Source organism: Bradyrhizobium valentinum (assembly GCF_001440405.1).
GTDB classification, from domain to species: Bacteria; Pseudomonadota; Alphaproteobacteria; order Rhizobiales; family Xanthobacteraceae; genus Bradyrhizobium; species Bradyrhizobium valentinum.
The window spans coordinates 1-20,043 of record NZ_LLXX01000011.1; the positions used below are offsets into that span (position 1 = coordinate 1).

16 protein-coding genes and 1 pseudogene are annotated in these 20,043 nt (G+C 62.4%); 2 read left to right on the forward strand and 15 right to left on the reverse strand.

The features are described from left to right. Window positions 1-299: pseudogene (locus tag CP49_RS45710) on the forward strand (hypothetical protein); the annotation flags it as partial. 88 nt (window positions 300-387) lie between these two features. Here CP49_RS45710 and CP49_RS01115 read toward each other — a convergent pair. The 15 genes from CP49_RS01115 to CP49_RS01185 all read right to left on the reverse strand — a co-directional run bounded on the left by CP49_RS01115 (window position 388) and on the right by CP49_RS01185 (window position 18,830). Further along, window positions 388-828 (reverse strand): acyl-CoA thioesterase, encoded by a 441-nt coding sequence (locus tag CP49_RS01115; protein WP_057848457.1) that lies wholly within the window; start codon window positions 826-828, stop codon window positions 388-390. Then, entirely contained in the window at window positions 825-2,918 is a 2,094-nt protein-coding gene (locus CP49_RS01120) for a 3-hydroxyacyl-CoA dehydrogenase NAD-binding domain-containing protein (RefSeq protein ID WP_057848458.1), read from the reverse strand. Before CP49_RS01120 ends, CP49_RS01115 begins: the two co-directional genes overlap by 4 nt. Window positions 2,919-2,920: 2 nt before the next feature. Beyond that, window positions 2,921-4,204, reverse strand: a complete 1,284-nt coding sequence (locus CP49_RS01125) for an acetyl-CoA C-acetyltransferase (RefSeq protein ID WP_057848459.1) — start codon at window positions 4,202-4,204, stop codon at window positions 2,921-2,923. Beyond that, complete coding sequence (locus CP49_RS01130; protein WP_057848460.1) at window positions 4,204-6,471, reverse strand: acyl-CoA dehydrogenase; 2,268 nt, start codon at window positions 6,469-6,471, stop codon at window positions 4,204-4,206. The genes CP49_RS01125 and CP49_RS01130 overlap by 1 nt, the downstream gene beginning before the upstream one ends. A 256-nt stretch (window positions 6,472-6,727) precedes the next feature. Further along, window positions 6,728-7,147, reverse strand: a complete 420-nt coding sequence (locus CP49_RS46855) for a hypothetical protein (RefSeq protein WP_245310434.1) — start codon at window positions 7,145-7,147, stop codon at window positions 6,728-6,730. An 88-nt stretch (window positions 7,148-7,235) separates the two neighbouring features. Further along, entirely contained in the window at window positions 7,236-8,459 is a 1,224-nt protein-coding gene (locus CP49_RS01140; RefSeq protein ID WP_057848462.1) for an SMP-30/gluconolactonase/LRE family protein, read from the reverse strand. Window positions 8,460-8,746: 287 nt separating this feature from the next. Continuing rightward, entirely contained in the window at window positions 8,747-9,523 is a 777-nt protein-coding gene (locus tag CP49_RS01145; RefSeq protein WP_057848463.1) for a potassium channel family protein, read from the reverse strand. Between the two features lie 90 nt (window positions 9,524-9,613). Further along, on the reverse strand, window positions 9,614-10,621 hold the full coding sequence (locus CP49_RS01150) for a L,D-transpeptidase family protein (protein WP_057848464.1): 1,008 nt from the start codon (window positions 10,619-10,621) through the stop codon (window positions 9,614-9,616). A gap of 101 nt (window positions 10,622-10,722) precedes the next feature. Continuing rightward, window positions 10,723-11,346, reverse strand: a complete 624-nt coding sequence (locus CP49_RS01155; RefSeq protein ID WP_057848484.1) for a flavin reductase family protein — start codon at window positions 11,344-11,346, stop codon at window positions 10,723-10,725. A 149-nt stretch (window positions 11,347-11,495) separates the two neighbouring features. Then, the gene (locus CP49_RS01160) at window positions 11,496-12,104 is read right to left on the reverse strand and encodes a TetR/AcrR family transcriptional regulator (protein WP_057848465.1); all 609 of its coding nucleotides are present in this window, start codon (window positions 12,102-12,104) and stop codon (window positions 11,496-11,498) included. Window positions 12,105-12,123: 19 nt separating this feature from the next. Then, window positions 12,124-15,276 carry an efflux RND transporter permease subunit gene (locus tag CP49_RS01165; RefSeq protein ID WP_057848466.1) on the reverse strand — a complete coding sequence of 1,051 codons (3,153 nt, stop codon included), beginning with the start codon at window positions 15,274-15,276 and terminating at the stop codon, window positions 12,124-12,126. Window positions 15,277-15,419: 143 nt separating this feature from the next. After that, window positions 15,420-16,526 (reverse strand): efflux RND transporter periplasmic adaptor subunit, encoded by a 1,107-nt coding sequence (locus tag CP49_RS01170; RefSeq protein WP_057848485.1) that lies wholly within the window; start codon window positions 16,524-16,526, stop codon window positions 15,420-15,422. 265 nt (window positions 16,527-16,791) lie between these two features. Beyond that, entirely contained in the window at window positions 16,792-17,454 is a 663-nt protein-coding gene (locus CP49_RS01175) for a hypothetical protein (protein WP_156437943.1), read from the reverse strand. Next, window positions 17,349-18,521: a winged helix-turn-helix domain-containing protein gene (locus CP49_RS01180; RefSeq protein ID WP_057848468.1), complete on the reverse strand. Its 1,173-nt coding sequence runs from the start codon at window positions 18,519-18,521 to the stop codon at window positions 17,349-17,351. Before CP49_RS01180 ends, CP49_RS01175 begins: the two co-directional genes overlap by 106 nt. A 78-nt stretch (window positions 18,522-18,599) precedes the next feature. Then, complete coding sequence (locus CP49_RS01185; protein WP_057848486.1) at window positions 18,600-18,830, reverse strand: hypothetical protein; 231 nt, start codon at window positions 18,828-18,830, stop codon at window positions 18,600-18,602. Window positions 18,831-19,369: 539 nt separating this feature from the next. Here CP49_RS01185 and CP49_RS01190 point away from each other — a divergent pair. Further along, entirely contained in the window at window positions 19,370-20,008 is a 639-nt protein-coding gene (locus CP49_RS01190) for an OmpA family protein (RefSeq protein WP_057848469.1), read from the forward strand. Window positions 20,009-20,043 lie beyond the last annotated feature (35 nt).

Below are 20,043 nucleotides of genomic sequence, written 5' to 3' on the forward strand. Positions count from 1 at the left end.
TCGGCGGCGGCCGGGGTGCGGCGGTCGGCGCGATCGTGGGTGCCACGACGGGAGCCGCGATTGGCGCCCAGGGCGAGCCGCGGCCCGGCGGTTATCGCTGGTATCAGGGCGGTTGCTACATGGAACAGCCCGACGGCTGGGTCGCGGTTTCGCCGCGTTACTGCGGTGTCCAGGCACAATACGCACCTCCGCCGCCCCGGTATTATGACGACACGCCACGCTGCATGCGCTCGCAGACCTATGATCCGCGCCGTGGCACGTTCATCGGCCGTGACGGCTACGAGCGCCCCTGCCCTTAAGATTCAGGTCTTGATAATGCCGTCCGGGCTAGAGTCCCGTTTCGATTCATCGAAACGGGACTCTAGATTCTTGATTTGACGCGTTTTCTCAACGCGAACCGGTTTCCACTTCGCTCGAAAACGCTTTAACCGGCTGCGGGCGGCCATTGTCGTCGATCGAGACGTAGGTGAAGTTGCCGTCGGTCACCAGGATCGACTGCAACTCCTTGCGGCGCACGACCCATGCTTCGAGATGGACCGTGATCGAGGTGCGCCCGACCCGCACCAGATTGGCGTAGACCGAAACGAGATCGCCGACATAGACGGCTTTGCGGAAATTCATCGCCTCGATCGCGACCGTCACCGTGCGCGACTTGGCGATCTTGGAGGCGAACACGCCGCCGCCGATGTCCATCTGGCTCAGCAGCCAGCCGCCAAAAATATCGCCATTGGCGTTGGTGTCGGCCGGCATCGCCAGCGTGCGGATGCAAAGATCGCCGCGCGGCTCGGTCTCGGTGTTGACCGGCGCGTGCACTTGGGTTTCCGTCACTTGAAAGTCTCCCAGCCGGCATCCGGCGTAAACCGGCCGCCAAACTTGTCGGTCAGGGCATCCAGAGTCGAGACCACGTTCTCCACGCCGCGGGTTCGCGCATAGTTCAAGGGACCGCCGCGGAACGGCGCGTAGCCCGTGCCGAAGATGACGGCGCCGTCGACCACATCGGCATTGTCGACGATGCCCTCGCGCAAGCAGGCGACGCAGACATTCGACATAGGCAGGATCAGCCGGTCGATCATTTCGGCCGACGGTTCCGACATCGCGAGCGCACCAGAAGTATCGGCCTTGCCATCCTTCCATGTGTAAAAACCCTTGCCGGTCTTGCGGCCGAGCTCGCCTCTCGCGACCTTGTCGCGCAACCAGGCGGGCGTCGATGGCAGCAGATCGCCGAATTTCGAACGCAGCATGTCGCCGACATCAAGGCAGATATCGAGGCCGACCTGATCGGCGAGCTCGATCGGGCCCATCGGCATGCCGAATTTTTTCGCGGCGGCGTCGATCACGGTCTTGTCGATCTTCTCGTCGAGCATCAGCATCGCTTCGAGCATGTAGGGCGTCAGCGCGCGGTTGACGAGGAAGCCGGGCGACGATTTCACCGGCAGCGGCAGGCGATCGATGGCGCCGACGAAAGCGAGCGCCTCCTTCAGGAATTGCGGATCGGTGCCGTCATGGCTGACGACCTCGACAAGCTGCAGCCGGGATACCGGATTGAAGAAGTGCAAGCCGAGCAGCCGCTCCGGCTTCTCCAGCGTGGTACGCAGGTCCTGCAGCGGAATGCTGGACGTGTTGGTCGCCAGGATCGCACCGGGCTTCATCTTGGGCTCGAGGCCGGCATAGACCTTCTGCTTCAGCTCCAGCTTTTCCGGTACCGCTTCAATGATGAGATCGGCGTTGCGGACGCCTTCGGCCTGCATGTCCGGCATCAGCCGGTCGAGCGCATCGCGCACGGCGGTGCGCTTGCGCAGGATCTTGCCGTAGAAATCGGCGGCACGCTTGATCGCGCCCGCAATCGGCTCCGGCTTCATGTCGGCGAGCGTCACCCGCAAATTCTGGCCGGCGCACCAGGCGGCAATGTCGCCGCCCATCGCACCGGCGCCGATGACGTGAACGTGCTCGATCTTGTTGCCGTCTCCTGCGAGCTTCTTCATTTGCTCGCGCAGGAAAAATACGCGGATCAAATTCTGCGCGGTCGGCGTCACCATCAATTTGGCAAACGACGCCTTCTCGGCGTTGAGCATCGCCGCCCGGTCGCCGCCATGCTTTTCCCAGAGATCGATCAGCGCGTACGGCGCGGGATAATGCGTTTCCGGCGCGGCCTTGCCGGCCTCGCTGCGCATCCGCGAGGCAAGGAAGCCCCTTACGGGACCGAGCGAAAAGACAGCGTTGAGGAATCCGGGCCGCGCACGCTTGAGGCGGCCGGACACGGCGTCCTTGACGGCATTGCGCACGTGACGCTCCTGCGTCACGGCGTCGACCAGCCCCAGCGATTTCGCTTTGCGCGCATCGATGGTCTTGCCGGTCAGCATCAGCGGCATGGCCTGCATCGGATTGACGAGCTGCGTGAAGCGCACGGTGCCGCCAAGGCCGGGATGCAGGCCGAGCATCACTTCGGGAAAACCAAACCGCGCGTCCTCGATCGCAATCCGCATCTGGCAGGCCAGCGCCACTTCGAGGCCGCCGCCGAGGCAGAAGCCGTGGACCACGGCCACGCTCGGAACCCGCAAGGCCTCCAGGCGGTCGATCACGGCATGGGCGCGGCCGATCTCGGTCTCGACTGCGCCTACGTCGGTTGCGCCGCGAAACGCGTTGACGTCGGCGCCCGCAATGAAGCCGGACTTCTTGGCGGAGCGGATGACGAGACCCGTCGGCCGCTGGCCTTCGAGCTCGGTTATTACCTTGTCCAATTCCTCGATCAGATCTGCCGAGAGCGTATTGGCGCTGGTGCCCTCGCGATCGAACAGCAGCCAGGCGACGCCGTCGCCATCGCGGGTCAGCTTGAAATTTTTGTACGGGCCACCGGCATCGGGTTCGGGTCCGAGTTCGAGCACGCGATCGCCGAGAACGTTCATGATCTGCGAATCCATGATCACACCGTCTCTATCAGCATCGCACCGCCCTGACCGCCGCCGATGCATTCGGTGGCGATGCCGCGCCTGGTGCCCAATCGTTTCATGGCATTGACGAGATGCAGCACAATGCGGTTGCCGCTGCAGCCCACGGGATGGCCGAGGCTGATCGCGCCGCCGTCGACGTTCAATTTACCCTGGTCGAGTTCGCCGGCCGCGCCGTCGAGGCCGAGAATTTCCTTGCAGAATTTCTCATCGTTCCAGGCGGCAAGACAGCCGAGCACCTGCGTCGCAAACGCCTCGTTCAATTCCCAGGTCTCGATATCGGAAAGCGTCAGCTCGTTGCGCTTCAATAGCTCGGTTGCCGACAGCACCGGGCCCAGACCCATGATGCCGGGATCGAGCGCCGACCACTGGCTATCGAGAATGACCGCCTTCGGCGTCAGCCCGTGTTTGGCGACGACCTCTTCGGAGGCGAGGATCACCCACGATGCGCCGTCGGTGATCTGCGAGGAATTGCCGGCGGTGACCTTGCCCCAGGGACGCTCGAACACCGGCTTCAGTTTTGACAAACTCTCCGGCGTCGAGTCAGGCCGCACGCCATCGTCATGATCATAGAACTTTCCGTCGCGTGCAAATGCGGCTTCGACCTCGCCCTTGAGCCAGCCCTCCGACTGCGCCTTTGCCAGCCGCTTGTGGCTTTCGGCGGCATAGGCATCCGACTGTGCGCGGGTGACGCCGAAAAGATGCCCGACCACTTCCGCGGTCTGGCCCATGTTGAGTTCGGTGATGGGGTCGGTGAGCCCGCGCTCCAGCCCAATGATCGGCTTGAAATAGCTCGGCTTCACTTTCAGCGCGGCCATGATCTTTGCGCCGATGCCCTTGGCGCCGGCAACGCCGGCGAACCAGCGCACCCCCTGTTGCGGCCACACCAGCGGCGCGTGGCTCAGCGCCTCGGCGCCGCCCGCCAGAATAAGGTCTGAGACGCCCTCGCGGATGTAGCGGTAAGCTGTGTCGATCGACTGCATGCCGGAGCCGCAATTGATCTGCACGGTGAAGGCGACCATCTTCTCGCCCATGCCGAGCCGCAGCGCGGCGACCCGGGCCGGGTTCATCTCGTCGGCAATGACATTGACGCAGCCGAGGATGACCTGGTCGAAGGCGTCAGGCGCGAAAGGCTGCCGCGCCAATAGCGGCCGGCCGCATTGCACGGCGAGATCGACCGGGGTGAACGGCCCGGGACCGGAGCGCGCTTTCAGGAACGGCGTCCGGCTGCCGTCGACAATATAAACCGGTCTTGCCATCAGCCCGCCGCCCTCTGCTCACCCAGTTCCTGGAAGAACTGATGCACGTCGGCGCCCTTCCTGTAAATCGGCGACAATGCCTCAGGTGCGAAATCGTCGACCTCGATCACCTTCGCAACGGCTTCATGCGCCGCCTGCAGCTTCTCGCCGTCGGCTTGGGTGATGACGCCCCTCTTCACTGCTTCCTTCCAGTCATGCAGGCGCGCGGCGCGCATCTGTTTGGCAACATCCTCTGCGGCTGTTACCAGCAGGAATGCCTTCTCCAGCCGCGCGATGCCGCCATCGTCGTCGACGGCGGAGAGATCCGCGGTGAGCCGGTCGCGTGCCGCCGACGGCTCAAGCACGAGCTGCGCGCATTGATGTACGACGCGGTCGGACGGGCCGATTACCCTTGCGCCGAGCGGCTGGATCAGGAGTTTCAGGATGATTGCTACGAACCGGTTCGGCAGGTTGGCGAGGATTTCGGCAAAGCGGTTCTCGATGGTCTTGAAGCCGCTCGCCATGCACCATTCGAGCGCGGCGAAATCTTCCTTCTGCCGTCCCTCGTCCTGCCAGCGCTTTAGCGCCGCCGACAACAGGTAGAGTTCGGACAGGATATCGCCGAACCGGGCCGAAAGCATTTCCTTGCGCTTGAGCGCACCGCCGAGCGTGAGCAGTGCCATGTCGGCGCATAATGCAAACGCCGATGAGTAGCGCGAGAGCTGGCGATAGAATCGCGTCGCCTCGCCGGCATCGGGTGCGGGCGCAAACAGCCCGCCGCTCCAGCTTCGGCCCCAGGCGCGGAACATGGTCTTGAAGCTGTGGCCGACATGTTTCCAGAACGCCCGGTCGAAGGCGTCGAGCCCCTTGGCACGGTCGGCTTCACCCAGCGCATTCATCTCGTCGAGCAGGAATGGATGAGCGCGGATCGCGCCTTGGCCAAACACGATGAGATTTCGCGTGAGGATATTGGCGCCCTCGACGGTGATGCCGACCGGCACCGCGCGATAGAGATTGCCCATATAATTCTGCGGCCCGTCGATTACGGCCTTGCCGCCATGGATGTCCATGGCGTCGTCGATCACGATCCGCATCCGCTCGGTCGCGTGCAGCTTCATGATGCCGGAAATGACGGCGGGATGATGCCCCTGATTGAGCGCCGCACAGGTCAGCCGTCGCGCGGCGTCGAGCAGATAGGCCGTGCCGGCGATCCGGGCGAGCGGCTCCTCGATGCCTTCGAACTTGCTGATAGAGATTCCGAACTGCTCGCGGATGCGGGCATAGGCGCCGGTGGTGCGCGCTGCATAGGCCGCGCCCGCCGCGGACAATGACGGCAGCGAGATGCCGCGGCCGGCGGCAAGCGCCGTCATCAGCATCTTCCAGCCCTCACCTAACCGCTCCTGTCCGCCGATGATGTAATCCATCGGGATAAAGACGTCGCGGCCCCAGTTCGGGCCGTTCTGGAACATCTGCATCGCCGGCAGGTGGCGGCGGCCGATCTCGACGCCGGGCAGGTCGGTCGGGATCAGCGCGACCGTAATGCCGAGGTCTTCCTGATCTCCCACGAGATGATCGGGATCATAGGCCTTGAAGGCAAGACCGAGCAGCGTCGCGACCGGGCCAAGCGTGATGTAGCGCTTGTGCCAGTTCAGCCGCAGGCCGAGCACTTCGCGGCCCTCGAAATTGCCTCTGCAGATGATGCCGGTGTCGACCATCGACGCGGCGTCGGATCCCGCTTCCGGGCTGGTCAGGCCAAAGCAGGGAATGTCAGTGCCTTCGGCAAGCCGCGGCAACCATTTCTGCTGCTGCTCGCTGGTGCCAAAGCGCATCAGCAGTTCGCCCGGCCCGAGCGAGTTCGGCACCATCACGGTGACGGCCGCGGTCAGCGATCGCGAGGAAAGTTTTCGCACCACTTCCGAATGCGCATAGGGCGAGAAGCCCAGCCCGCCAAACTCCTTCGGGATAATCATGCCGAAAAATTTGTGGCGCTTGATGAAGGCCCATACCTCCGGCGGCAGGTCGCGCCATTCCCAATTGATCTTCCATTCGTCGAGCATGGCGCAGAGCTCGTCGACCGGGCCGTTGAGAAACGCCTTTTCCTCATCAGTCAGCGTCGCCGGCGCTGTCGCCAGCAATTTCGACCAGTCGGGATTGCCCGTGAAGAGGTCGGCATCCCACCAGACGTCGCCCGCTTCGAGCGCCTCGCGCTCGGTGTCGGACATCGCGGGCATGGCGCCACGCGCGAAAGCGAAGATCGGCTTGCTGATGAAATCGCGGCGGAAGCTCATGGCGACCTCCTCATGATCGGGGACGCGACGTTGCGCCACACCTGTGCCAAACGTCGGATCATCCTAGCTGAAAAGCGTGGGATTCGGGGCAGTTTGCACCGGGAATGAAGCGAAATTGATAAACCGGGAGATAACGGCTGACGTCCCGGACCCGTTCCAGTGCGGCTGCATTATCCGGCGTTTGAGACCGGTTAGGCTGGCGCGAGCCACACGAAATGGTCTTCGCCTGGCAACCCGCGCGGGCAGACATGCTGATCTACAAATAACGCCCGCCGCGTCTTCGTTCGTTGGGAACGAATACGGCAAACACCTCCCTGACGCGAACGGCAGGCGTGACGTCGCGAGTAAAGCGAACCTCCGCGGTTGCCGAAGTTTCCTCCACCCGAGGCGCATAAATGGCGCTCCCGTACAGCGATCCATCGAACCGCAAATTGCTCTCGTCGTCGGTGAGATAAGCGTTTGAAACAAACAACAATACGAGTAACGCCGATCCGACGTAGGTAAAATATTTGAAAATAGGCATTGATAGACGAGCCTCCCTTCCTGGAAAGAAGGGTGCGCTGCGCGCAATAAAGCTGAGGTTTAAGGCGCCCAGCTTTTGCCGGAACAGTTGGCTGCCGGTTGCCAATCTATGACGAATTTTAATGAATTGAAGCGGATTCTCTTTCGCCGTCATTCCGTGGCTCGCGCAGCGAGAGCTCCGATGCGCAAGCAATTGCGCATCGGAGAATGACGATGGGATGACGCGTGAAGAGGCGGATCGATCAACCCGGTCCTGCGCCCTGCGTGGCCGTATACACGGCGTAGAGCGACTGGCTCGCGGCCATGAACAGGCGGTTACGCTTGGGGCCGCCGAAGCAGATGTTGCCGCACACTTCGGGCAGGCGGATCCGGCCGATCAGCTTGCCATCCGGCGACCACACCGTCACGCCACTATAGCCGACGGCGCGGCCGGCGTTGCTCGAGCACCAGACATTGCCGTTGACGTCGCAGCGTACGCCGTCCGGTCCGCATTTCACGCCGTCGACCATGAAATCGCTGAACCGCTTGTGGTTGGTGAGCTTGCTGTCGGTGCCGACATCGAACACGAACATGTCGCCCTTGCCGCCCGCACCGGTATCGCCCGGTCCCTTGCCGGTAGAGGCGACGTACAGCTTCTTGTAATCGGGCGAGAAGCAGAGGCCGTTGGGATCGGGCACCTGCTCCTCGGTCACCACGAGGTCGACGCGGCCGGAAGGATCGATGCGATAGCAGTTGGTCGGCAATTCGCGCTTGCTCGGCACGAAGCCGGCTGGCTGGCCGATCCGCGGGTTGAGCTTGCCAGCAGCGTTGCTCGGACCTCCCGCGACGTCGGGCTCACCCTCATAGAGCATGCCGCCATAGGGCGGATCGGTGAACCAGTAGCTGCCATCGGGATGCGCGACGACGTCGTTCGGCGAGTTGAGCTTCTTGCCGTTGTAGGAGTCGGCCAGCACGGTCGCCGTGCCGTCGTGTTCATAGCGCACGACACGGCGGGTGAGATGTTCGCAGGAGAGCTGTCGCCCCTGGAAGTCGAACGAGTTGCCGTTTGAGTTGTTGGAGGGCGTGCGGAAGACGCTGACGTGACCGTCATCCTCCGACCATCGCATCTGCCGGTTGTTGGGGATGTCGCTCCACAGGAGATAACGGCCCTGCGCGCTCCAGGCCGGACCTTCCGCCCACAACAGCCCGGTATGAAGGCGCTTGATCGCGGTGTTGGGCTGGGCGAGATTGTTGAAAGATGGATCGACGGCGATGATGTCGGGATCCCAGAAATAGGTGGTCGGCGCGCCTCGCGGACCGAAATCACGCGGCGGGCTGGTGATCGTCGACGGCGGCGCCACCGGGCCGCTCTGGGCCAGCGCGCCGCTGACCCCTGCCACGGTGGCGCCGGCACAGGCGGCCAGGCCGTGGACAAGGGTTCGTCGTGAAATCGTGAGTTCTTGATCGCGCCCCTCTTGGCGTGTCATCGCATCCTCCCAAAGTGTTCACCGGCCGTTGATCCGGCCTGGCAACTTGAGGTTAATCCGGACCGCGTCCGGTTGCGAGAGCTGCTTTCAATTCAGCTCCCGGTTCAAGCTTGCAGTCGAAAATGGCATTACCTCGTCGAACGCATATTGGTTTGTCAGGAAGCTTCGCCATTGGGGCGATTGCCCATGCGGCGACAAAGTGGCGTCGAACTCTCTGGCAAAAGCAAACCCAGAACGCGGACCGAGGTCCTTTCCACCGGCACGTGATCAACCCGAACCATTTTGGCCTACGTCAAGCCTTCGTCGGGAATGTTCAATACCGTGCCACACGCCTTGCAGTGAACCGCATCGCTGTCATGGCGCTGCAGTCCGCAGGTCGGGCAGGCAAACCGCACCTTGTTGGGCGAGAGCAGCGCGCGGGCCAGATTGAAGAACAGTGTAACGCCGAAAATCATGATGATGACCGTGATCATGCGGCCGGTCGTCCCCGACAGGGTGATGTCACCGAAGCCGGTCGTCGTCAGCGCCGTCACCGTGAAGTACAGCGCGTCGGCATAATTCGATATCTGTGCGTTACGGAATTTCTGGGTCTCATAAACAATCGCTGTCATCACGAAGATGAAGACCGCAAGGTTGGTGACGGCAAAGATCACCTCCTCGTTGCGCCGGAAGAACGTGCTGTCTTCGCGCAGCCGGGCCAGCATCTGGTAATCGCGCAACAGCCGCAATGTTCGCAGAATCCGCAGAAAGCCGCCGGCCTCTCCGGCGAGCGGCGCCAGAAACGAAATGATCGCGACAATGTCGGTCCAGGTCGAGAAGTGGGTGAAATCACGCAGCCGATGCCGGCTGCCAAGAAGCCGTGCAGCAAAGTCCGTGAGGATCACGACGCCGAACAAAACGTCCAGCGCTTCAGTGATATTGTTGGAGGGAAGGAACGACGTCGCGATGATGAACAGGACCGTCACGACATCGAACATCAGAAGGGCGTAGCGGAAACGGACGCCCTCCGGCGTTGCGCCCTCATAGAGGCGTCGAATGTTCTTTTGCAGCGAGGCAAATGACATGACGCTATCTTCACCATTCAGACGTTTGATTGCAATGTGCTGGCGGCGCGAAGAGGAATCGGCTTGCCTAAACCCACTCGCAGGAGGAAGTCACTTCCGGTTCTGCGCCGCGCGCTCGATGAACGACACTTCGACGCCCTTCTTCAGAAACTTTGCCAATTTGTCGACGTCCCAATTTGTAAGACGGACGCAACCGTGCGATTCCGCCTTGCTGACTTTCGACGGATTGGACGTCCCGTGAATGCCATATCCTTCCGCTGAAAGTCCGATCCAATAGACGCCAACGGGGTTGTTGGGGCCCGGCTTGATGGTGAAAGCGCGCCTGGATCTGACCTCCTTGAATTTGTAATCCGGATTGTAGCGATAATACGGAGAGACATCGATCGAGGTCACCTTGAGCGTGCCGCTCGGCGTCGGCTTTTCCTCGCTGCCCACCGTCGCCGGAAAGAAGAAGATCAATTCGGAATTCGCGAAGGCCTTGACGGTTTGGGCCGACTTGTCGACCTCGATGCGCGTGACCGCCGGTTTCGTCCCGTTCGGCTTCGCCTCGCTTACCGCGACATTTGCCACGGAGATCGTTAGACCGGCCTCATCAAACTTCCTGCCGGGATTTAGAGCTGCGAGAAGCGTCTCGCTCATATGAAATTTTTCGGCGACGGCCTCGCGCGGACTGGTATAGCCCAGTGACTTCAGGCTCTTCATGTCCTCCATCTTCGCCGGGAGCTTCTTCAGGAACGGCCCCTTCACGTCCTTTTCCGTGATCTTGTAGTCGACGATAACAGCATCCGCACTGGTCGCGACCAGCGCAGCCCAGACTTCAGAAGTCAGGGGCAGTTTGTTCACGGCCAGGCCCTTGGCTTCGGCAAACGCCTTCAGGGCCTTCTCGGCATTTTCGCCAAGCTTGCCGTCGATCTCTCCGGGAGAGAAATTGGCGCGGTCGAGCAGCACCTGCGCCTTGACGATGGCCGGATGAATCTTGTCGTCGGCCGGCGCCTTGCCCTTGAACTCCGCCTTGTTGATCGTGGCAGCGTCCGGACCGGCAACGGCGGGACGGACGAGGCACGCGAGCAGGACCATTCCGACCAAAAGACGGATCATCGGGAATCTCCAAAATACCGTCTAATAAGGATTTGGACGGGTCGGAGTTCCGTGCTGGCGGGCTGGCACAAGGAGAGCCGCGTAGTCCGTACATTCGACAATCAATCCGGGCGGATCATCTCGAACATGTTTTCCGGCTTGATCTCGAAATAATCGCCGCGGCGGCCGGCGCGGACGATGGGGTGGGCGAGCCCGGTCTGGTAGACGCCGTCCTTGATGAAGGCCTTGTCGATGTGCACGGCGACGACCTCGCCCAGCGTCAGCCAGGCCTGCGCCTTCTCGCCGTCCTTGCCCTGCAACTGGATGATCTGGGTCAGCTTGCATTCGAAGGCAACAGGGCTTTCCGCCACGCGGGGCACGTTGACAAGCTTGCAGGGCGCGGCCGTGAGCCCAGCGACCTTGAACTCATCGACATCACGGGCAACATGGGCGGCGGTCGCGTTCATCTGCTTCGCCAGATCCATTGTGGCGAGATTCCAGACGAACTCCCCGGTGTCCTGGATATTGCCCGCGCTGTCTTTCCAGTTGGTCGAGGAAAAGCCGATGATCGGCGGCACATAGCAGAAGGCGTTGAAGAAGCTGTAGGGCGCGAGATTGATATTGCCGTTGCCGTCGCGCGAGGAAATCCACCCGATCGGGCGCGGCGCGATGATGGCGTTGAAGGGATCGTGCTTGAGCCCGTGGCCGTTCTTCGGCTCGTAGAAATGCAGGTCTTTTTCGGTCACGCTGGAATTTTCCTTGTTATTCGTAGCCCAGATGAAGCGAAGCGCATCCGGGGAATGGCGCAAGCGGCCGGAGTCGCCCCGGATTACGCGTACGCTCCATCCGGGCTACAGAGCTCTCGCAATGACGGAAGAGTCAACTGGCGAACGCGTCAATTCGCCTTGGCGCGCGGCGACAAGCCGGCAATGACGAAATCGATCATTTGGTCGATCGTCGGGCCGGGCTTGGTGGCGCATTGTGCGATCATCTGCGGGTGGAAGAACCGCATCATCGCGGTGCAGGCGCACATCGCGGCCAGCGGCACATCGGCAACCTCGAATTCGCCTGATGCCGCACCCTGCCCGATCACGCTGCCGATGGTCTCCGTGATCAACAACATATGGGCCACACAGACGTCCCAGTCCTCCTCCATCGCGATCTCGACCATCTCATGCAGCTTGGAATCGCCGACATAGCGCTCCGTGTTCATGCGATTGATGGTCTTCATAAGCTCGCGGAGGCGGACCGACGCCGGCCCGGGCGCCTGCGCGATCCGTTGCGCCTCGATCTCGACCTCGCCCATCAGGGTACGCGCCACGCCTTCGTGGATCGCCTTCTTCGAATCGAAGAAGCGATAGACGTTGGCGGGGCTCATGCGCAGTTCCTTGGCGATGTCGGCGACCGTCGTCTTCTGGTAGCCGATCTGCCTGAACAAACGCTCCGCCACCACGAGAATCCTTTCCCGGGTGTCGGTCTCGATGTGTTCCGAAATCAGCGTCATATCAGCTCTTAATGTTCAATTATTCTGCCGCGTCGGCAAGCGGAATTGCGTGCGGCCCGCGGGGATGCTCCTTGGCCTGATGCTGCGGCGCAAGATCAGGCTGCTCGGCCTGGCCGCTCTCTTCCAGGCTCTTCCTGAACCACAGGGCGTAGAGGCCCGGCAGGTATAGCAGGGTCAGGAAGGTTGCAACGAACAAGCCGCCCATGATGGTGATCGCCATCGGCCCCCAGAAGGCGGAGCGCGACAGCGGGATCATCGCCAGAATCGCCGCCAGCGCCGTCAGCACCACCGGCCGGGCACGCCGGACGGTGGCCTCGACGATGGCCTCCTTGCGCGTCAGGCCCTGAGAGACGTCAGCCTCAATCTGATCGACCAGGATCACGGCGTTACGCATGATCATACCGGCCAGCGCGATCAGGCCGAGCAGCGCCACGAAGCCGAACGGCTGGTTGGCGATATTGAGGCCGAGCGAGGCGCCGACGATGCCGAGCGGCGCGGTGAGGAAGACCAGGAACAGGCGCGAGAAGCTCTGCAACTGGATCATCAGCAGCGTCAGCATCACCATCACCATCAGCGGAAACAGCACGAAGATGGAGGCGTTGCCCTTGGCGGATTCCTCGAATGCGCCGCCCGGCTCGATCCGGTAGGCCGGTTCGAGGTGGTCGCGGATTTCCTTCAGCTTCGGCCAGATCTGGTTGGTGACGTCGGGCGCCTGCACGCCGTCGACGACATCGGTCCGCACCGTGATCGCCATATCGCGGTTACGCCGCCACATGATCGGCTCCTCGTGCGAATATTCGATCTTGGCGATCTGCTGCAGCGGCACTGCGACGCCGTTGCGCGACGTCACGGTGAGGTCGCCGACGCTCTTGAGATCGAGCCGTTCGGACGGAACCGCACGCGCGACCACGCCGACCTTCTCGATGCCGTCGCGGATCGTCGTGACCTGTGCGCCCGAGATCAGCATGGCGAGCGCCTGCGAGACGTCCTGCGGAGTCAGGCCGAGCGCGCGGGCCCGATCCTGGTCGACCACCAGCTTCAGATAGGGTGACTGCTCGTTCCAGTCGAGCTGTGGCTCCAGAACGTTGGGATTCTGCTTCATGACGTCGCGGACCTTGTAGGCGATGTCACGCACGGTGTTGGCGTCGGGGCCGATCACGCGGAACTGGACCGGGAAACCGACCGGAGGGCCGAAATTGAAGCGATCGATGCGCACGCGCGCTTCGCTCAGATCGCCCTCGGCAACCGCCTTCTCCAGCCGTGCCTTGATCCGCTCACGCGCCTCGACGTCCTTCGACACGATCACGATCTCGGCAAAGGCCTCGTTCGGCAGTTGCGGATTGAGGCCGAGCCAGAAGCGCGGCGAGCCCTGGCCGACATAGGCAGTGTAGGTCGCGATATCCTTGTCGTCCTTGAGCAGCGCTTCCGCCTTCTTGACGGATTTCTCGGTGACGTTGAAGGCGGTACCTTCCGGCAGGCGCAACTGCAGGAACAACTCGGGTCGCTCGGAAAGCGGGAAGAACTGCTGCTGCACTTGGCCAAAGCCGACGATCGAAAGCACGAACACGCCGACCGTTGCCGCCACTACCTTGATCCGGTGATCGACGCACCACTGCACCATGCTGCGCAGGATGCGATAGACCCGCGTCTCATAGATCGCGTGCGGATCGTGATTGTGGTGGACGACGATGTTGGGCAGCAGCTTGACGCCGATATAGGGCGTGAAGATCACCGCGACAAACCAGGAGGCGACCAGCGCGATCGCCACGATCCAGAAGATGCCGCCGGCATATTCGCCGACCGCCGAATTGGCAAAGCCGATGGGGAGGAAGCCAGCGGCCGTGACCAGCGTCCCCGTGAGCATCGGAAACGCAGTTGATTCCCAGGCAAAGGAGGCCGCGCGGACGCGGTCCCAGCCCTGTTCCATTTTCACTACCATCATCTCCACCGCGATGATGGCGTCGTCGACTAATAGGCCGAGCGCGATGATCAGCGCGCCGAGCGTGATGCGGTGCAGGTCGATCGACATCGCGTTCATGACGATGAAGACGATGGCGAGCACCAGCGGCACGGACATTGCCACCACGATGCCGGTGCGCCAGCCGAGCGCCACGAAGGAGACGAACAGCACGATCGCCAGCGCCTCGATGAAGGAATGCACGAACTCGCCGACGGCGCGCTCGACCACCTTTGGCTGGTCGGCGATCTGCTCGACCTCGATGCCCTGCGGCACCGCCTTCATGAAATCGGCGGTCGCCTTCTCGACCTCCTTGCCGAGCTCGAGGATGTTGGCGCCCTTGGTGGTGACCACGCCGATGCCGAGCGCGGGCTTGCCTTCCTGGCGAGCAACGAAGGTCGGCGGATCGACGAAACCATGCGTGACGGTGGCGATATCGCCGAGCCGGAACACGCGGCCATTGCTTTCGACCGGCGTTTCCGCAACCGCCTTGGCGCCATCGAGGGCGCCGGTGACGCGCAACGGCACGCGCTGCGAGGAGGTTTCGACGGTACCGGCCGGGGTGACGTTATTCTGCTTGGCGAGCGAATCGAACAACGCCTGCGGCGTGATGCCGAGCGTCGCCAGCTTGGCGTGGGAGAATTCAACGTAGATGCGCTCGTCCTGGGTACCGTAGAGATTGACCTTGGTGACACCAGGCACCTTCAACAGCCGCTGGCGCATGCCCTCGGCGGCCTTCTTCAACTGCGCGTAGTCCGCGCCGTCGCCGGTCATCATGTACAGAATGGAATCGACATCGGAGAATTCGTCGTTGACGTTCGGGCCGAGCAGGCCGGCGGGCAACTGACCCTGCACGTCGACGAGCTTCTTGCGCAGGAGATAAAACAGATAGGGCACGTCCTTCGGCGGGGTCGAATCCTTGAAGGTGACCTGCAGGGCCGTGAACGAAGGCTTGGAATAGGTCTGCACCTTCTCGAAGAATGGCAATTCCTGCAGCTTCTTCTCGATGGGGTCGGCGACCTGGGTCTGCATTTCCTGCGCGGTCGCGCCCGGCCAGATCGCGGAAACGTTCACCACCTTCACCGTGAAGAACGGATCCTCGGCGCGGCCGAGCCGCTCGTAGGAGAAGAAGCCGGCGGCGCCGAGCACAATCATCAGGAACAGGATCAGGGTCGGATGGCTCACCGCCCAGCCCGAGAGATTGAAGCGCTTCATGTCACTCTCCAACTTCCAAAATCGGTTGCAGCGTCATTTCCTGCGACAAACGCGAAGCGTTTGCGCGAGGGAGCGAAGCGACGAAGCAATCCACACTTCCTTGTTGCGACATGGATTGCTTCGCTTCGCTCGCAATGACGGGACTAAAACGACAGCGACGAGACCACCCGGACCTTCTGGGCCGGATCGAGCTTCTGCACGCCGAGCGCGACCACCCTGGCGCCATCATTGACGCCGCCGGAGATCACGACGGAATTGGTCTCATAGGATTTCACGACGACCGGCTTCAGCGTCACTGCGCCGGTTTCGTCGACGATATAGAGCGAGGGATTGCCACCCTGGCTAAACAGCGCCGACAGCGGCAGCTTCGCTACGCGCTCGGTCGCGGCATCCGCCAGCGTCAGCGTCGCGGTCATCCCGAGCGACACCTTGTCGTCGGCTTCCGGCAGCGAGAACTTTGCGAGGTAGGTCCGGGTCGCGGGATCGGCCGACGGCGCGATCTCGCGCAGCTTCGCGGTATATTTCTTCTCCGCATCCGACCACAGCGTCACGGTGGCTGAGCCGGACTTGGCGCGGCCAACCAGCGTTTCAGGGATAGCGACCACGGCTTCCTTCTCGCCAAAGCGCGCGACGCGGATCGCGGTCTGCCCGGAGGCCACGACCTGCCCGGGATCGATCAGGGTCGCGGTGACGACGCCGCGGCTGTCGGCCAGCAGCGTCGCATAAGACAGAGAATTCTTGGTGAGTTCGACCTGCCGCTCGGCGCGATTAAGACGTGCGCGTGCTTCATCGGCGGCGGCGCGGCTCTGATCCATCTGCGCATCGGTGGTCCAGCCCTTGGCGCGCAGATCCTTGGCGCGCTGCTCGGAAGCGCTCGCCTGCGCCAGCACGCCGGTGGCGGCGCGGAATTCGGCCTCTGCCTGCTCGGCCTGCAGTTTCAGATCGACCTCGTCGAGGGTGGCGAGCGGCTGGCCGACATCCACCGTCTGGCCGACCTCGACCAGGCGCCGGGCGACCTTGCCGGGGACCCGAAAGCCCATGTCAGTCTCGATCCGAGGCCGAATGGTGCCGACAAAGCTGCGCTCGGGCGTCTCAGCCGAATAATGCACGGTGGCGACCAGAACCGGGCGTCCGGAAGCCGGCGCCTCGGCGGCCTTTTCATTGCAACCGGCCAGGACGAACACCGCAAAGGCCAGCGATGCTCCCGTCAAGAGCTTGTAATAGCTAGCGAAAATTGAGCGGGCGAACATCGGACTCTCCATCGCAGATCTGATGAAGAGTATTGAATGGCGAATGACGAATGTCAATATTCGTCAGTGATCATGAATTCGTGAAGGGAACTGAGGTTAAGGGGTAATTGCTTTCTGGAAGGAGTTCGCATCCGCCGACCACTGGGTGGGCATTCCGGACGAGCGCAGCGATCCGGGGACAGCCTTGGCGCAACGCGAACCTCCGCCTCGGCTCATCCGGCCATGCGGCTACCTCCGGTCCGCGGTCAAAGCCCGCCATCGCTGATCAGGCGCGCCGAGCTTTCTTGCGAGACTTCTTTGGGCCGCTGGTCTTCTTGGTGCTTCTCGCCACCTTGCTCGCAGACATTGACTTCTGACCGCTCGATTTCCTTGCGGCCGACCTCTTCGCCGTCTTTTTTGCGGTCGGTGCCTTTGCAGTTCGAGCCTTGTTAGTTCGAGCCTTGGCAGTTCGAGTCTTGGCAATTCGAGCCTTGGCGACTCCAGCTCTCCTGGCCTTGGCTGCCGACGCGCTACGCTGCTTCTTTGCTGCACGCTTCCGCCGTTCAGAGGCGGCCGCAACCGGCGGCGCCATCAGAGGATCGGAAACGAGGCCGTCTGCGGCGAGCGGTATGTAGGCCGCCGCGCGTTCGTCGGCCCTCAAGGCCGACTCGTCCGTCTTCAGCGCCTGGGTCGCGGCGTCTGTCGCAGTGCTGGCAATGTCCTTCACCGTGTCGGTGAATTTTTCCAGGATCGTTTTGTCCTTGCCCATGGCCGCCTCCCAGTCGTTGTCCACAGCATGGAGGCTAACAAACCCGGCGGCGCCGGGTTCCCGGACGGAAACCCCTACTCCGCCAACTGAAAACGCTGGAAACGATGCAGCTCTTCCTCGATACGGCGCTTGTATTCCTTGCGCGCCGTCCTCGCCGTGCCCTTGCCGACCCAGCTCCATTTCTGCATCAGGAGTCTTTTGTTCTGGCGGTCGGTCTTCAGGTCGATCGCGGCGACGATGTCTTCGCCGACCAGCACCGGCAGCGCAAAATAGCCGAACAGGCGCTTCTCCTTCGGCACATAGGCCTCGAAGCGGTGGCCGTAATCGAAGAACAGTTCGGTGCGCTTGCGCTGAATGATCAGGGGATCGAACGGCGAAAGAATGTGCACCGGGCCCTCGCTTACATCCGCCGTCCCATTCGCCTCCAGCACTTCCGGCCGTGCCCAGTGCTCCTGCTTGCCGGCGCCTTCGAGCGCGACCGGCACCAGTTCCTTGCGCCGCACCCGCGCCTCGATCAGGCGCCGCACCGCGGGCTTACTCGGCGCGTCGAGATGGCAAACGGAATCCAGGCTGACGACGCCTTGGGAGCGAAGCGCGCGGTCGAGCAGGTAGGCGGTGATCTCCGCCGAGTGAGCCGGCCTTGGCGGCTTGTCCCAACCGAAATGCCGCGTCATCAGCTCATAGGTCTTGAGCATGCCGGTGCGTTCGGAGATCGTCACCTCGCCGGTGTAGAAGGCAAGCTGCAGCGCCCGCTTGGAGGGTTTGCGGCTCTGCCAGAGATGTTCCTTCTCGGTCAGTACGTCGTCCTCGATATCGCGGATGGTCAGCGCGCCGTCGCGCCGCAACAGTCGCATCACCTTGCGGGTGTCCTCCGGTTTGACCGACGCGAACCATCTGTGGCCCTCGCGCCGATGCTCTCTCATCGCCGGAACGAAGAAGCGAAAATCCCTCGCCGGCACATAGGACAGCGCATGGGTCCAGTATTCGAACACACTCTTGTCGACGCTCTGCGCCTGGCGCAGGTCGGCGCGGGCGTAAGCCGGGATGCGGCTATAGAGAATGTGGTGATGGCAGCGCTCGATGACGTGGATGGTGTCGATCTGGACATAGCCGAGATGGTCCACCGCGGCCGCGACCGCCTGCGGTCCGGCGCCGAACGGTTCGCTGGTGTCGAGCCGTTGAGCGTGCAGCCAGATTCGCCGGGCTTCCAGCTTGGTCAGGGGATGGGGTTTAGTCGTGCGGGGCATCGCACGGCAATGTAGCGGGATTCGCGCGTGTGGGGAGTCCCGGGTTCCCTAACCGTCGCCTCGCGGCGCGAAATCACCTCACCGCTTGTGCTGCTCTCCGACACTGCCGGTTGCGATTTCGGCCTCGCAAGAGGCGCGGCCGGGCTGCGGCGCATGGCATTTGTAGACGTGGCCGGTAAGACGGTCGACCAGCCACGCGCTCTCCTCCGTCGGGCTTTCGAACCCGACGTAGCGGCTGCCGAGCGAGTTGATCAGCGTCGACAGCAAAATTGCAGCGGCGATCATCGCCGCGCCGATCAGTGTTGGCATTGAACTTCCGGAACCGGCAGGCTCCGATGCGCTGGTGCGATAACCCAGATAATCACGCTGCCGCTTGACTGACTGTAACACCCGCCCCGCCCGTTTGGTTGCCCCGAACGATTTCTTCATCGGATTTTTTTGTGAGCAGTTTTGCTAGACACGCATCTGGCCGTTTTGTTGTCCACAGATCGGCGCTTGCGCGACGGACTCGCTTTTTTTGTGAGTGAGGATGTCAGCAGCGGAAGCGGTGCACCGGTCCGTTATCCAGCGAGGTGTTGGATGCCACACCGCCCGCAACATCCTATCACTGCAGTACCTTGTGCCGCAGAGCATCGAGATGGCGCGCTTCAGATAGCCGCGCAGCGCGAGCGGCTCCGTCGAACTGCCGGAGACTTGATGTCGGGGCCGCTCAGGCCTGTCTCCGTGGAAAGCCGGCCTTTACCAATGTGATTTGAATCACATTGCCCGCTTTGAACCCGTCTTATGGTCGCAGCATCAAAACGTCATGCGCGCCAGTTTGGCAGGCGTTAACAGTAAGGATCAAGGCAATGACCCGCTTTCATGCACTTTCGATCATGACTATCGGCGCCGCGCTGTCGATCACAGCGGGCCTGGCTGTGGCCGGCGAGGCCGTCTCGGCCGACAAAATCCTGGACGCCCTGAAGCCGAAGCCGGGCGCGACCCGCGGCCTCTCGTCCGGCCCGCAGCAGCCGGTGGATGCTGCCGCAAAGGCCAAGGAGATCGGCTTCGTCGACTCGCTCCGCAACCGCAAGACCCGGTCGCTATCGCTCGGCGAGCGCCAGGAAATTGCGGAACTTGCCGCGACCAAGCCGAAGATCGATCTCGAAATCCAGTTCGACTACAATTCAGCGGACATCAGCAAGAATTCGGTTTCCGCTGTGCAGGAGCTCGGTAAGGCGCTCTCGGATTCGAGCCTGAAGGGTTCGACCTTCGTGGTCGCCGGTCATACCGACGCGATCGGCAGCGAGCCGTATAACCAGGAACTTTCCGAACGCCGCGCCGATACGATCAAGAGGTACCTGACCGAGAAGTACGGCATCGCAGGCTCGAACCTCGTCACCGTCGGTTACGGCGAGACCAAGCCGAAGGATCCGAATGTGCCGACGGACCCGATCAACCGCCGCGTTCAGGTCGTCAACATGGACACCAAGACCGCCTCGAAGTGAGGCGCCTTGAAAATCGAACCGCCTGTCCTTTCGGC

Excerpts from the sequence above, each read along its gene's own strand:
- CP49_RS01185 (WP_057848486.1), bottom strand. The coding sequence starts at position 18,830 with ATGCCAACACTGATCGGCGCGGCGATGATCGCCGCTGCAATTTTGCTG.
- CP49_RS01170 (WP_057848485.1), bottom strand. The coding sequence starts at position 16,526 with ATGTTCGCCCGCTCAATTTTCGCTAGCTATTACAAGCTCTTGACGGGA.
- CP49_RS46855 (WP_245310434.1), bottom strand. The coding sequence starts at position 7,147 with ATGACGGCGAAAGAGAATCCGCTTCAATTCATTAAAATTCGTCATAGA.
- CP49_RS01160 (WP_057848465.1), bottom strand. The coding sequence starts at position 12,104 with ATGACGCTGATTTCGGAACACATCGAGACCGACACCCGGGAAAGGATT.
- CP49_RS01140 (WP_057848462.1), bottom strand. The coding sequence starts at position 8,459 with ATGACACGCCAAGAGGGGCGCGATCAAGAACTCACGATTTCACGACGA.
- CP49_RS01120 (WP_057848458.1), bottom strand. The coding sequence starts at position 2,918 with ATGGATTCGCAGATCATGAACGTTCTCGGCGATCGCGTGCTCGAACTC.
- CP49_RS01190 (WP_057848469.1), top strand. The coding sequence starts at position 19,370 with ATGACCCGCTTTCATGCACTTTCGATCATGACTATCGGCGCCGCGCTG.
- CP49_RS01180 (WP_057848468.1), bottom strand. The coding sequence starts at position 18,521 with ATGCCCCGCACGACTAAACCCCATCCCCTGACCAAGCTGGAAGCCCGG.
- CP49_RS01125 (WP_057848459.1), bottom strand. The coding sequence starts at position 4,204 with ATGGCAAGACCGGTTTATATTGTCGACGGCAGCCGGACGCCGTTCCTG.
- CP49_RS01130 (WP_057848460.1), bottom strand. The coding sequence starts at position 6,471 with ATGAGCTTCCGCCGCGATTTCATCAGCAAGCCGATCTTCGCTTTCGCG.
- CP49_RS01150 (WP_057848464.1), bottom strand. The coding sequence starts at position 10,621 with ATGATCCGTCTTTTGGTCGGAATGGTCCTGCTCGCGTGCCTCGTCCGT.
- CP49_RS01145 (WP_057848463.1), bottom strand. The coding sequence starts at position 9,523 with ATGTCATTTGCCTCGCTGCAAAAGAACATTCGACGCCTCTATGAGGGC.
- CP49_RS01175 (WP_156437943.1), bottom strand. The coding sequence starts at position 17,454 with ATGGAGCTGGGTCGGCAAGGGCACGGCGAGGACGGCGCGCAAGGAATA.
- CP49_RS01165 (WP_057848466.1), bottom strand. The coding sequence starts at position 15,276 with ATGAAGCGCTTCAATCTCTCGGGCTGGGCGGTGAGCCATCCGACCCTG.